11 protein-coding genes and 5 pseudogenes are annotated in these 12,581 nt (G+C 73.4%); all 16 read right to left on the bottom strand.

The features are described 5' to 3' along the window. Positions 1-106 precede the first annotated feature (106 nt). A pseudogene (locus tag ACXKR8_RS04720) lies at positions 107-617 on the bottom strand (flavin reductase family protein). Between the two features lie 26 nt (positions 618-643). Continuing rightward, complete coding sequence (locus tag ACXKR8_RS04715; RefSeq protein ID WP_458271633.1) at positions 644-1,609, bottom strand: LLM class flavin-dependent oxidoreductase; 966 nt, start codon at positions 1,607-1,609, stop codon at positions 644-646. Continuing rightward, positions 1,591-1,677 (bottom strand): annotated as a pseudogene (locus ACXKR8_RS04710) (hypothetical protein); the annotation flags it as partial. The gene ACXKR8_RS04715 and the pseudogene ACXKR8_RS04710, both read right to left, overlap by 19 nt. Positions 1,678-2,045: 368 nt before the next feature. Then, positions 2,046-2,171 (bottom strand): annotated as a pseudogene (locus ACXKR8_RS04705) (LLM class flavin-dependent oxidoreductase); the annotation flags it as partial. A 27-nt stretch (positions 2,172-2,198) separates the two neighbouring features. Further along, complete coding sequence (locus tag ACXKR8_RS04700) at positions 2,199-2,912, bottom strand: acyl-CoA dehydrogenase family protein (protein ID WP_462100658.1); 714 nt, start codon at positions 2,910-2,912, stop codon at positions 2,199-2,201. Between the two features lie 11 nt (positions 2,913-2,923). Then, positions 2,924-3,175, bottom strand: coding sequence for a hypothetical protein (locus ACXKR8_RS04695; protein ID WP_462100327.1), 252 nt, complete (start codon positions 3,173-3,175; stop codon positions 2,924-2,926). Then, positions 3,176-3,307, bottom strand: a pseudogene (locus ACXKR8_RS04690) (acyl-CoA dehydrogenase family protein); the annotation flags it as partial. Between the two features lie 71 nt (positions 3,308-3,378). Then, on the bottom strand, positions 3,379-3,942 hold the full coding sequence (locus ACXKR8_RS04685) for a molybdopterin dinucleotide binding domain-containing protein (protein WP_462100657.1): 564 nt from the start codon (positions 3,940-3,942) through the stop codon (positions 3,379-3,381). 349 nt (positions 3,943-4,291) lie between these two features. Continuing rightward, a pseudogene (locus tag ACXKR8_RS04680) lies at positions 4,292-5,767 on the bottom strand (molybdopterin-dependent oxidoreductase); the annotation flags it as partial. After that, positions 5,764-6,858 carry an LLM class flavin-dependent oxidoreductase gene (locus ACXKR8_RS04675; RefSeq protein ID WP_458271630.1) on the bottom strand — a complete coding sequence of 365 codons (1,095 nt, stop codon included), beginning with the start codon at positions 6,856-6,858 and terminating at the stop codon, positions 5,764-5,766. The gene ACXKR8_RS04675 and the pseudogene ACXKR8_RS04680, both read right to left, overlap by 4 nt. Positions 6,859-6,896: 38 nt before the next feature. After that, entirely contained in the window at positions 6,897-7,883 is a 987-nt protein-coding gene (locus tag ACXKR8_RS04670) for an ABC transporter ATP-binding protein (protein ID WP_458271629.1), read from the bottom strand. Then, the gene (locus ACXKR8_RS04665) at positions 7,880-8,713 is read right to left on the bottom strand and encodes an ABC transporter ATP-binding protein (RefSeq protein WP_462100326.1); all 834 of its coding nucleotides are present in this window, start codon (positions 8,711-8,713) and stop codon (positions 7,880-7,882) included. Before ACXKR8_RS04665 ends, ACXKR8_RS04670 begins: the two co-directional genes overlap by 4 nt. Further along, a complete protein-coding gene (locus ACXKR8_RS04660; protein WP_462100325.1) occupies positions 8,674-8,928 on the bottom strand; it encodes an ATP-binding cassette domain-containing protein in 255 nt (84 codons plus the stop codon). Before ACXKR8_RS04660 ends, ACXKR8_RS04665 begins: the two co-directional genes overlap by 40 nt. Beyond that, on the bottom strand, positions 8,909-9,826 hold the full coding sequence (locus ACXKR8_RS04655; protein ID WP_458271627.1) for an ABC transporter permease: 918 nt from the start codon (positions 9,824-9,826) through the stop codon (positions 8,909-8,911). Before ACXKR8_RS04655 ends, ACXKR8_RS04660 begins: the two co-directional genes overlap by 20 nt. Beyond that, positions 9,823-10,893 (bottom strand): ABC transporter permease, encoded by a 1,071-nt coding sequence (locus ACXKR8_RS04650; RefSeq protein WP_458271626.1) that lies wholly within the window; start codon positions 10,891-10,893, stop codon positions 9,823-9,825. The genes ACXKR8_RS04655 and ACXKR8_RS04650 overlap by 4 nt, the downstream gene beginning before the upstream one ends. Then, the gene (locus tag ACXKR8_RS04645) at positions 10,890-12,443 is read right to left on the bottom strand and encodes an ABC transporter substrate-binding protein (protein ID WP_458271625.1); all 1,554 of its coding nucleotides are present in this window, start codon (positions 12,441-12,443) and stop codon (positions 10,890-10,892) included. The genes ACXKR8_RS04650 and ACXKR8_RS04645 overlap by 4 nt, the downstream gene beginning before the upstream one ends. Positions 12,444-12,581: the final 138 nt, after the last annotated feature.

Raw genomic sequence — 12,581 nt, 5'->3', positions numbered from 1 at the left:
GAGGCGCGATCGTGGTCACGGCCCGAAGGTAGCGGTACCGGGGCATCTCGGGCAGCTGTTGCGGAGATTCTGTGACCGCTCTGCAATGGGACCGGGTGCGATCGGCTCAGTGCAGTGGGCGGAAGGCACCGAAGGCGCCGCTGTGGTGCAGCAGCGGCAGCCCGGCGCCGCCGTCGCCGCCCGCGTCCAGCACCTCGCCGACCACCAGCAGGTGGTCGCCGACCTCCTGCCTCAGCACCGGACGGGCCGTCAGCCAGGCCGGCACGCCGTCCAGCAGCGGCACCCCCTGCGGCCCCGGCGACCATCCCGTCCCGGCGAACCGGTCGACGCCGCTGCGGGCGAAAGCGTTCGGCTATCGCGTGCTGGGCCTCGCCCAGGACGTGCACCGCGAAGACGTCGGCGTCCAGCACCGCGCCGGCCGTGGAGGCGGTGCTGGAGAGGTAGAAGGAGACCAGGGCGGGTTCCAGCGAGACCGAGGTGAACGAGGTCGCGGTGAACCCGGCCGGACCGGGCACGGTCAGCACGGTCACCCCGGCGGCGTGCCGGCGCAGGGTGCGGCGGAGCAGGTCGGCCGGGGCGAGCGTGTCGGTGGCGGAGCGGTCGCTGGTGACGGTCATGGCTGATTCCTTGTCAGTGGTAGGTGTCATGGGAGCAGGCCTTCGCGGCGCAGCAGCGGCAGCACGCCCTCGCCGAACCAGTGCGCCTCCTCCAGATGCGGCTGGCCGGAGAGCAGCACGTGCTCGACGCCCAGCGCGTGGTACTCGGCGAGGCGTTCGGCCACCTCTTGGTGGCTGCCCACCAGCGCGGTCCCGGCGTGGCGGCGGAGCAGGCCGAAGCCGGCCCAGAGGTTGGGCGACACCTCCAGGCCGTCGCTGCGGCCCCCGTGCAGCGCGGTCATCCGCCGCTGGCCCTCCGAGGAGGTACGCGCCGCCCGGGCCTGGGCCAGCGCGATCGCGGCCGGGTCCATCGCCTGCAGCAGCCGGTCGGCCTGCGCCCAGGCCTCGGCGGCGGTGTCCCGGGTGATCACATGCAGCCGCACCCCGAAGGCCAACCGCCGCCCCTGACGCTGCGCCAGCTCCCGCAGCCGGGCCAGTCGGGGCGCGAGGTCGCCGGGCGGCTCGCCCCAGCTCAGATGGACGTCGGCGAACTCGGCGGCGGCTTGAAGCGCGGGACCGGAGGAGCCCCCGAGCAGCACCGGCGGCACCGGCGACGGCGCCTCGGCGACGGTCGCGCCGCGCACCTCGTAGTAGGTGCCCTTGTGGTCGAAGGGCTCGCCGGACCAGGCGCCGCGGAGCACCCGCAGCCACTCCGCGGTCCGGGCGTAGCGGGCGTCGTGGTCCAGCCAGTCGCCGAAGCGCTGCTGCTCCTCGTCGTCGGAGCCGGTGACCACATTGAGCAGCAGCCGTCCGCCGGAGACCCGTTGGAAGGTGGCGGCCATCTGCGCGGCGAGGGTGGGGTTGAGCGCGTCCGGGCGCAGGGCGACGATGAAGCGGATCCGCCGGGTCGGAACGAGACGCTGATGCCGGGCAGCGTGGTCCGACCGGCGGCCAGGGCCGAGGCCCGGACCGAGGCGATCTGCTCGGCGGTCTCCGCCAGCGGCTCGCCCCACAGCGCGAACACATCGGCGTGCTTGCCGCCGACCCGGTAGGCGGCGGGGGAGGAGCCGCCGAAGTACAGGGGATCCGGGGGCTCTGGGCCGGCTTCACCTCGGCGTGGAAGTCGGCGAAGCGGTAGTAGTCGCCGTCCAGGCCGAACGGCTCGTCCTCGGTCCAGGCGCGCTTGAGGATGTCGAGGTACTCGTCGGTGCGGGCGTAGCGCTCGTCCTTGGGCAGGTGGTCGCCGTCGCGGCGCTGCTCGGTGTCATGGCCGCCGGTGATGATGTGGACGGCGACCCGGCCGCCGGAGAACTGGTCCAGGGTGGCGAAGGTACGGGCCGCCAGGGTCGGGGCGACGAAGCCGGGGCGGTGCGCGACCAGCAGGCCGAGCTTCTCGGTGTGGGCGGCGACATGCGCGGCGACCTGGGTGCCGTCCGGGCTGCTGGAGCCGTAGCCGATCAGGATCCGGTCGAAGCCGGCCTCCTCATGGGCCTGGGCGAAACGGCGGGTGTAGTCGGGGTCGACGACGGGTCCTGACGGCGGACGGGTCTCGGAGACGTCCCGGGTGCCGATCATGCCGATGAATTCGACGGTCATGGTGGGTCACGAGCCTTCTGTGAGAGTGCGGCGCCGGGCCAGGGTGGCCTGGCCGGCGGCGAGGAGGGACATGTCGTCCTGAGGGGTGTGCACCCGGCTGCACAGCACGTCGCGGTGGTGCCGTTGCAGCGGGTTGTCGTAGGTGAGTCCGTGGTTGCCGGTGAGGGCGAGGGCCTGTTCGACCGCGCCGAGGGCGGCCCGGGTGCCCAGCACCTTGGCGCCGCTCGCCTGTTCGGCGGCGGCGGGGTCGCCGCCGTCCACGTCCTCGGCGAGGGCCCGGATCAGCCGTTCGGCGCCGCTGAGGGCGATCTCGATCTCGCCGACCGCGCTCTGGAAGCGGGGCAGTGTGGCCAGCGGCGCGCCCAGCGCGGTGGGGATCCGCTCGTGCAGGAAGCCGGTCAGCCAGTGCTGGGCGGCCCGGGCGACGCCGAGGTAGAGGGAGGTCAGCCCGAGCGAGTTCCAGGCCCCGCCGACCGCGTCCCGCCCCCCGGTCGCGCCCGGCTCGGCCAGCCCGGCGACGTAGTCCAGCGGCACCCGGACCCGGTCCAGCAGCACATCGTCACTGCGCGAGGCGCGCAGGCCGACGTGGTTCCAGGTCGGCAGCACGGTCACGCCCTCGGCGCCGCCGCGGACCAGGAAGGAGCCGACCCGGGTCGGGGTCTCGTCGGTGCGGGCCCAGACCAGCATCCAGCCCAGGGCCTCCGCGCCGGTGGAGAAGATCTTGTGGCCGGTCAGCTCCCAGTGGTCCTCCTGCCGCCGGGCGATGGTGACCGCAGTCCGCCGCGCACCGGGGAGCCCAGCTTGGGTTCCACCCGCAATGCGTTGACCAGCACCGGACGGGTGGCGGCCTCGCTCAGCAGCAGCTGGTACGCCTCCGCCGGCCAGCCGCCGACCCGGGCCTGCGCGGCATGGGTGAACAGCGTCATCGCGGTGACCAGGGCGACTGCCGGGTCGCCGCCGCCGAGGGCCCCCAGGATCCGCACGGTGTCGGCCAGCCCGCCGCCGGGGCCACCGAACTCGGTGCCGACGGTGGCGGTGAGCAGTCCGGCGTCATGCGCGGCGGCGACGCCCTGGTAGGGGAACGTGGCGTCGCGGTCGTGCTCGGCGGCGTCGATCGCGAGCGCGGCGGCGACCTGGGGGAGTCGGTCCAGGGCCGGTGGGGTCAGCCCTCAGCAGTGATGATCGGTCATTGGTCCAGTTCCCTGTCCGGGGTGGAGGGGCGGGGGTCGGCGGTGAAGAGCGGCGGTTGACGCACTGTCACCGGGGGCGGCGGCACGTCGTCGGGCCAGCGTTCGATCTGCACCAGGGCGTGCTGCCCGGTGCAGCCCTGGGACAACCGGGAGCTGGGCAGATCGGCGGTTAGTGCATTGGGGTTGCCATGGGCGCAGAGCGGCGGTTCCACTCCCGGCACCGGGTCGAACCAGGCACCGGTGGGCAGCCGGACCACCCCTCTTCTGACCCGGTCCGTCAGCACCGCGCCGACCAGGCAGGCGCCGCGGTCGTTGAAGACCCGCAGCAGATCCCCGGCGCTGATACCGCGGGCGGCGGCGTCCGCCGGGTGCAGTTGCAGGGCCTCGCGGTCGGCGACCTTGGACGCCAGGCTGACCGCGCCGGTGTCCAACTGGCTGTGCAGCCGGGTGGACGGCTGGTTGGCGATCAGCAGCAGCGGATACCGCGCCGCTTGCGGCCCGCCCAGCCACTCCTCCGGCTCCACCCAGCTCGGGTGCCCGGGGCAGTCCGGCAGCTCCATGGCCGCGATCCCGGCCGAGGCCAGTTCGATCCGGCCGCTGGGCGTGGCCAGCGGCGCGGCCTCCGGGTCGGCCCGGAAGTCGGCGAACAGGGTGTGCTGCTCCGGGCCCGGCGGCAGCAGCCACTCGCCGTCCGCCCAGAAACTGCTCGAACGGCGGGGGGCTGGCGATTCCGCTTTCAGTCAAGTGGCTTGACCATATAGTCAAGTCACTTGCCCATTCCGTGTAAAGGTGCTCCAGCCACTGGCGGGCGCTGCGGCCCTTGGTGAACTCCTTCTCGAAGCCCAGCCGCTGGGCAAGCCCGGCCAGCACGGTGTAGTCGTCCCGGGCCTCGCCGACCGGTGCGACCGCCTGGTGCATGGCGATCAGATGGGTGTCCCGGCGTCCGCCGCCCAGGTCCTCGCGCTCCAGGGTGGTGGTGACCGGCAGCACGATGTCGGCGTGCCGGGCCGAGGCGGTCCAGTGCGGCTCGTGCACCACCACGGTGTCCGGGCGGGCGAAGGCGCGGCGCAGCCGGCCCAGGTCCTGGTGGTGGTGGAAGGGGTTGCCGCCGGCCCAGTAGACCAGCCGGATGTCCGGGTAGGTGTAGTGGGCCCCGTCGTAGGTGAACTCCTGGCCGGGGTTCAGCAGCAGGTCGGAGATCCGGGCGCAGGGGATGAAGTCCGGCACCGGGTTCCGCCCCTGCGGCAGGAACGGCAGCCGCAGCGTGGGCCCGGTGTCGCCGACGTCGCCCATCGAGCCGTAGCCGTGCCCGAAACCGCCGCCGGGCAGCCCGATCTGACCCAGCATCGCCGCCAGCGCCAGACCGGCCCAGACCGGCTGCTCACCGTAGCGGGCCCGCTGCAGCGACCAGGTGACGGTCACCAGGGTCCGGGCGGCGGCCATCTCCCGGGCCAGCGAGCGGATCCGCCCGGCCTCGATGCCGCTGAGCCGGGCGGCCCAGTCGGCGTCCTTGACGGTGCCGTCCGCGCTGCCGTCGAGATAGGCCGCCAGGGTGTCGAAACCGCTGCAGTAGCGGTCCAGAAAGGCCCGGTCGTGCAGCTCCTCGGCGAGCAGGGTGTGCGCCAGACCCAGCATCAGCGCGGTGTCGCTGCCGGGGACGACCGGCAGCCACTCGGCGTCGATGTCCTCGGGCAGATCCGCCCGCAGCGGGCTGACCAGGGCGATCCTGGTCCCGCTTGCAGCCAGCGCGGCCAGGTGGCCGGGGGTGGAGTGCCTGGTGACGCCGCCGGGGGTGACATAGACGTTCTTCTCCGGGATGCCGCCGAAGGCCACGATCAGTTCGGTGTGCTCGGTGATGGTCGGCCAGGACGAGGCCGCCCGCAGCACCGCGTCGGCGTCGCCGACCAGGTGCGGCAGCAGCACCAGCGAGGTGCCCAGGCTGTAGGAGTTGCGCGAGCCGGTGTAGCCGCCGTACTGGTTCAGGAAGCGGTGCAGCTGGCTCTGCGCGTGATGGAACCGCCCGGCCGAGGCCCAGCCGTAGGAGCCGCCGAACACCGCCCGGTTGCCGTGCTCGGTCCGGACCCGGAGCAGCTCGGCGGCGAGCAGGTGCAGCGCCTCGTCCCAGCCGACCTCGACGAAGGGCTCGCTGCCCCGGGCCGTCGAGGGCCCGGGGCCGTGCTCCAGCCAGCCGCGCCGGACGGCGGGACGGCGGACCCGGGTGGCGTGCCGCAGCGACCCGGCCACGCCGCCGAGCAGCGGTGAGGGGGACGGGTCCGCCGCGTGCGGCACCGCCTCCACCGTGCCGTCGGCGGAGTGCCGCACCCCGAACGCACCCCAGTGCGAGGTGGTCGGCGTGGTCGTCGCGCCACCCGGGCCGCGGCTCATGCGTTGACCAGGACCCTGTTGCCGACGAACTCCTGGCGCTCCGTCTCCGCGCGGACCAGCGACACCAGGGTGCCGTAGTCGCGGGCGTCCGCCAGCGGGTCGAAGCCGCGGATCAGCAGGGTGCCGACGCCCAGCGCGGTGTAGTCCAGCAGCGATTCGGCGACCTGCTCGTACGAGCCGACCAGCGCGGTCGAGTTGCCGGCCGCGCCGGTGGCCTTGGCGACCGCGGTCCACAGCCGCTTGTCGTGCACGTCGCCCTTGGCCGCCGTCTCCAGCAGCCGCTTGGAGCCCTCCTGCGCCGAGTGGTCCATGTTGTAGGCCTTGCGCAGCTCGCCCGAGCGCTCCTTGGTGAGCTTCAGGATCTCCTCGGCCCGCTTCCAGGCCTCGGCCTCGGTCGCGGCCGGGATCGGACGCAGGCTGACGCTGAAGTTGGGGGTGCGGCCGTACGGCGCGGCGGCCGCGCGGACCTGCTTGATCCGCTCGGTGATCCCGGCCAGCGGCTCGCCCCAGAACGCGTACACGTCCGCGTGCTTGGCCCCGGCCCGGACCGCGTCGTCGGAGGCCCCGCCGAAGTAGACCGGGATCGGCTGGGACGGCAGCAGCGCCGACTTCCCGCCGCGCACCTGGTAGAACTGGCCCTCGTAGTCGAACGGCTCGGTCGCGGTCCAGGTCTTGCGGACCACGTCCAGGAACTCGTCGGTGCGGCGGTAGCGGGTCGGCTTGTCGCTGAGGTCGCCGTCGCGGGCCTGGTCGGCGTCGTCGCCGCCGGTGATCACATGCAGCGCGATCCGGCCGGGGTGGAAGGCGTCCAGGGTGGCGTACTTGCGGGCGGCCAGGGTGGGGGAGACGAAGCCCGGGCGGTGCGCCAGCAGCACGCCGAGCTTGTCGGTGTGGGTCAGCACCTGGTCGGCGATGGTGAAGCCGTCCGGGCTGGCCGAGGAGTGCGCGACCAGCACCCGGTCGAAACCGGCCGTCTCATGCGCCCGGGCCAGCTCTTTCAGATACGCGGGGTCGATGATCGACCATCCGCCGGCGCCCCCGCTCTCACTGAACGGGGCGGTGTTGGCGATGCCGATGAACTCAATGGACATGGCTGTCCTCATCTCTTTGTCGATGAATTGATCAATGGTCAGTGCGTGAGCACGGGCTGGGCGAGCCGAGCCCGCCAGTCGTCGGCGTGGTGGCAGGCCACCTCCCGGTCGCCCGGACGGGCCTGCGCCGCGGGCGCGACCCGGCAGGCGTCCTCGGCGAAGGCGCAACGCGCGGCGAACACACAGCCCGCCCCCTCCCAGGGAGTGGTGGCCAGCAACTGCGCCGGACGCAGGTCGTGCTCGCGCTTCACGCTCGGCGCGGACGCCGTCAGCAGCGCGGTGTAGGGGTGCAGCGGACGGGACAGCACCTCGGCCGTCGGCCCCTGCTCGACCAGCCGGCCGCGGTAGAGCACCGCGATCCGGTCGGCGATCCCGGCCAGCGAGCTGAGGTCGTGCGAGATCACCACGACCGCGACGTCCAGCTCGTGCCGCAGCCGGTCGAACAGCCGCAGCACATGGTTGCGGTTGGACGCGTCCAGGGCGCTCACCGGCTCGTCCGCCAGCAGCAGCCGGGGCCGGGTGACCACGGCCCGGGCCAGCAGCACCCGCTGCCGCTGGCCGCCGGACAGCTGCCCCGGCAGCCGGTCCGCCAGCGCCGGGTCCAGGCCCACCTGCTGCAGGGCCGCGGCGGCGCGCTCGGCGCGCTGCTCCCGGCCGGCCGCGCCGGTCACCGCGAGCGGCTCGGAGACCAGGTCACGCACCGTCAGATCCGGGTCGAGGGCCCGCAGCGGATCCTGGAACAGGTACTGCGTGGCGCCCGAGCGGCGGTACTCGCGCAGCGCCCGGCCGCGCAGCCCGGTCAGCTCCACCCCGTCCACCGAGATCCGGCCGCCGGTCACCGGCGACAGCCCGACCACGGCCCGGGCCAGCGTGGTCTTGCCGGACCCGGTCTCGCCGATGACGCCCAGGATCTCCCCGGAGCGCGCCTCCAGCGACACCTGGTCCAGCACCTGCTGCCCGCCGCGACCGCCGCGCCGGCCGAAGGCGACGGACAGCTCCTCGATCCGCAGTAGCGCCTCGCTCATGCCCCCACCTCCTGGAGAACCGTGCCGGACAGGGACAACTCATCGGCCCGCACGCAGCGGGTGCGCCGCTCACCCAGCGAGCCCTGCTCCCCGAAGGGCCGCAGCGAGAGCAGTTCCTCCGCACCGCACTCGGCCCGCGCATAGTCGCAGCGCTCGGCGAAGCGGCAGCCGGACGGTGCCGCGCCGGCCTCCGGCGGGCGTCCGGGGATCACCGCCAGCTCGCGCCGCTCCCAGTCGCCGATCGAGGCGACCCGCAGCAGCGCCTGGGTGTACGGGTGGGCCGGGGCGGCGAGCACCTGCTCGGTGGGGCCGTCCTCGACGATCTCCCCGGCGTAGAACACCAGGATCCGGTCACACACCTCGGCGACCACCGCCAGGTCATGGCTGACCAGCAGCAGGGCCAGGCCGCGCTCGGCCCGCAGCGACGCCAGCAGGTCCAGCACCTCGGCCTGGACCACGGTGTCCAGCGCGGTGGTGGCCTCGTCGGCGACCAGCAGCTCCGGCTCCCCGGCGATCGCGGTGGCGATCAGCGCCCGCTGCAGCATGCCGCCGGACAGTTCGAAGGGGTAGCGGTGGAACACCTCCTCGGGCTTGTGCAGCCCGACCGAGCCCAGCAGCTCCACCGCGCGGCGGCGGGACTCGCTGCGGGAGAGACCGTGCCGCACCCGCAGCGGCTCGGCCAGCTGCCGACCCACCGTCAGCGAGGGGTTGAGGTACGAGGCCGGGTCCTGGAACACCGCGCCCAGGCTCACCCCGCGCAGCCGCTCCCAGCCGCGCCGGTCAAGCGCGGTCAGCTCGGTGCCGGACAGGTTCGCAGACCCCTGCGACACCTCGCAGCCGGGGGGCAGCACCCCAGCACCGAGCGACAGGTCAGTGTCTTCCCGCTGCCGGACTCGCCGACCAGGCCGACCGACTCCCCGGCCCGCACGGTGAAGGAGACATCCCGCACCGCTTCGGTGGCACCGCCGTTGACAGTGATGTGCAGCCCCTCGACGGCAAGGACCGGGGCCTCCCCAGGGGCCTCGCTAGGCGGCGATATCGGCATCGGCCTTCTCCTCGCTGAATCGACGGTCGGCGACCGGATCTGACGCGGTGCCGACGGAAGCCGCCGCCGCGACCGGCAGCACGGGTGCGGCGCCGCCGTCCCTGATGGCGTCGGCGAGCAGGTGCAGCGCCCCCACCGTGACCATCACCAGCAGCCCGGGCAGCACCGGGGCCCACGGCTGCTGGGCCAGGAAGCCCAGGTCGGAGGCGAGCATCCCGCCCCAGGTCGGGGCCGGCGGCTGGACGCCCAGGCCCAGGAAGGTCAGCGAGGCGACCGTCAGCAGCGCGGTGGCCAGCGCCTGCGCGGTGGTCACCGCGACCGTCGGCAGCACCTTGCTCCAGATGTGCCGCCGCAGCACCCAGCTCCGGGAGGCCCCCATCAGCTCGGCGGCCTCCACATAGGGCACCTGGCGCAGCCCCAGCGCGGCGGCCCTGGTCACCCGGTAGAACAGCGGCGCCAGCAGCACGCCCAGGGCGAGCATCGCCTGGTGCAGCCCATTGCCGAGGACGCCGACCGCGGCGATGACGAAGAGCGTGAACGGCAGCGACATCAGCGAGTCCACCACCCGCAGCGAGATCCACTCGAAGGCCCGGCCGAGCCACAGCGAGGCCAGCCCGGGGAGGATCCCCAGCACCAGTGCCGCGCCCACCGCCTCCAGCGCCCCGGCCACGGACAGGCCGGTCCCGGAGAGCAGCCGGCTGAGCACGTCCCGGCCGAGGTAGTCGGTGCCCAGCAGATGCGCTCCGCTCGGGCCCTGCAGCACATGGGCGGTGTCCTGCCCCAGCGGGTCCTGCGGCGCCAACTGCCCGCCGAACACCGCCAGCAGACCCACCAGCACCAGCACCACCAGCGCCCCCCGCGCGATCGGCACCCGCCAGGTGTTGCGGAACGTCCTCATGCCGACTTCCCTCGCTTCTCGGCGGCCTGCCGCCGTTGCCCGGCCGGGTTGAGCGCCGTCAGCCCCGCGTTCACGGCCAGGTTGGCGACCAGTACCACCGCCACGGTGACCAGCAGCGTGCCCTGGATCACCGGGACGTCGTGCTCCTGCGCGGCCTGCAGCGACAGCTGCGCGATCCCCGGCAGATTGAAGATCCGCTCGGTGACCACCGCCCCGCCGATCAGCATCGGCACGCTCATCCCCAGCACCGTCAGCGCCGGGCCGGCCGCGTTCCGCAGCACATGGCCGAACAGCACCCGCCGCTTGGACAGGCCGCGCATCGACGCGCCGGTCACATAGTTCTCCCGCAGCGCCCCCACCAGCGAGGTCCGCAGCTGCCGGGCGATCCCGGCCGCCGCCTCCAGGCTCAGCGCGAAGGCCGGCAGCAGCGCGAACCGCAGCCACTGCCCGGGGTTCTGCCCGAAGGGCACATAGCCGCCCGAGGGCAGCGCCCCCAGCTGCACCGACACCACGGCGATCAGTCCGATGGCGATGACAAAGGCCGGCAGCGTCCCCAGCACCGCGCAGACCGCGGTGACCGTACGGTCAAGGCGCCCGCCGTTGCTCAGCGCCGCCGCGATCCCGGCCGCGCCGCCCAGCACGATGGCCATCAGCAGCGCCAGACCGGCCACCGACAGGTCCACCGGCAGCGCCTGGCTGATGCTCTGCGACACCGGCACCGTAGTGAACCAGGAGCGGCCCAGATCCCCGTGCAGCGCATGGCCGATCCAGCTGACGAACTGCACCGGCAGCGGCCGGTCCAGGCCGAACTGGTGGTTCATCCGGTCGATGTCGGCCGGGGTCGCGGTGTCGCCGAGCACCGCCGCGCCCGGGTTGGAGCTGGACAGCGCGCCCAGGGCGAAGGTCAGCAGCGAGGACAGCAGGAACACCGTGCCGGTGGTCACCAGCCCCCGCCCCAGCGGCTTCGGCGCCCGGGCCGCCCCGCCCAGCAGCGTCCGCAGCCGCAGGCCGCCGGGATCGGCGACCCCGGTCCCGCTCGCGCCGACGGGCGTGGTCACCGCGCTCATGCGACCGACACCCCCTCGAACCGCTGCACCACGAGGTCGGACGGGATCGCCGAGACGCTGTGGTGCCGGGCCAGGATCCGCGGCACGGTGTAGAGGAAGACGTTCGGCATGCTGCGCACCGCCAGCCCGGTCGCGGCCTGCAGCACGGTCGGGTAGTCGGGGGAGTCCAGCGGCGTTGCCGACACCTTGGCCACCGCCGCCAGCAGGTCCGGCGGGGTGGTCCGGCCCGGGTTCATCAGACCCTGCTGCCCGAACAGCACCTGGAACGCCTGGGCGGCCGAGTCACGTCCGGCGAACTGGTCGGTGAAGATCTGCTGCGAGTGCTGGACATAGACGATCTGGGTGGCCTGCGCCGCCGGGATCACCGAGATCTTGGCGTTGATGCCGACCGCCTTGAGCTGCGCCTGCACCTGCTCCGGCACGCCCTCCGCGGCGGTGGTGGTCAGCGTGACGTCCAGGCCGTTGGCGTGGCCGGCCTTGGCGAGCAGCGCCTTCGCCTTGTCCGGGTCGTACGGGTAGAGGTTGTCCGAGGCCGGGTCGTGGCCGACGTAGCCGGGCGGGAAGGGCTGGTTGCTGACGCTGCCGTAGCCGAACTGCTGGGTCTTCAGCAGCGCCTGCCGGTCGATCGCGTACTGCAGCGCCAGAGCGACGTTGGGGTCGTCGAACGGGGCCTTCGCGGCGTTGATGTCCAGCACCGCGACCACCAGCGAGGGGATCACCTGCACCTCCAGCCCGGCCGCCTTCGCCGCGGCGACCTGGCTGCCGGGTATCTGGGCCACGTTGTACTGGCCCGACTGCAGCGAGGCGATCACCGTCGAGGCGTCCGGCAGCGGGTAGACCTCGAAGTTCTCCAGCTTGATGCTCGCCGCGTCCCAGTAGGTGGGGTTGCGCTTCAGCACCGCCTTGGCGTTCTGGGTGTACGAGGTGAGCGTGAACGGGCCCGCGCCGACCGGCTGGGTGGCCAGCCCGGCCGCGTTGGCCTCGAAGGCCTTGGGGCTGACGATCATCCCGGTCTTGCCGGCCAGCAGGTTGGGTATCTGGTAGTCGGCCTGGGTGAGGCTGAGCACCACCGTGGTCGGGCTGCTCGCGGTGACCTTGGCGACGTGCGCCAGCTGCGCCGACACCAGCGACTTGGGATCGGTGCGGCCCCGGTCCAGGCTCTTCTTCACGGCGGTGGCGTCGATCGGGCTGCCGTCGCTGAAGGTCAGCCCCGGCTTCAGGGTGAAGGTGATCTCGTCGCCCTTGGCGTTGTACGACCAGGCGCTGGCCAGGGCCGGGACGGCGGTGCCGTGCGGGTCCAGCTTGGTGAGCCCCGCGTAGACCAGCGAGAGGTCGTGGACGTCCCAGCCGGCCGAGGAGAAGATCGGGTCCCAGGAGGTCGGCAGCTCCCAGCCCCACTTCACGGTGCCGGTCGAGCCGCCGGCCGCACCGGTGGAGGTGCCGCTTCCGCAGGCAGTCAGAGCGAGGGCCGCGCCGGCACCGAGGCTGAGTCCGAGGAACGAGCGTCTGGCGAGCGGGCTGGCGACAGCGGACTTCAGGGCAGCAGTCATGACGGATCGTCACCTTCTGTCGGGGCGCGCCGAACTGCCCCGCGAAGGGGGGATCCGGGCAGCGCTGTGCGCCGCGACGGAACGGCCGTCGGCGCGGGCAGGGGAAGTTCAGGAAGTCAGAGCGGGGCACCGGCGCTG

This window comes from Streptacidiphilus sp. PAMC 29251 (assembly GCF_054208735.2).
The sequence above is the reverse complement of the archived record's forward strand: the minus strand, read 5'-3'. Positions and strand labels throughout refer to the sequence as shown.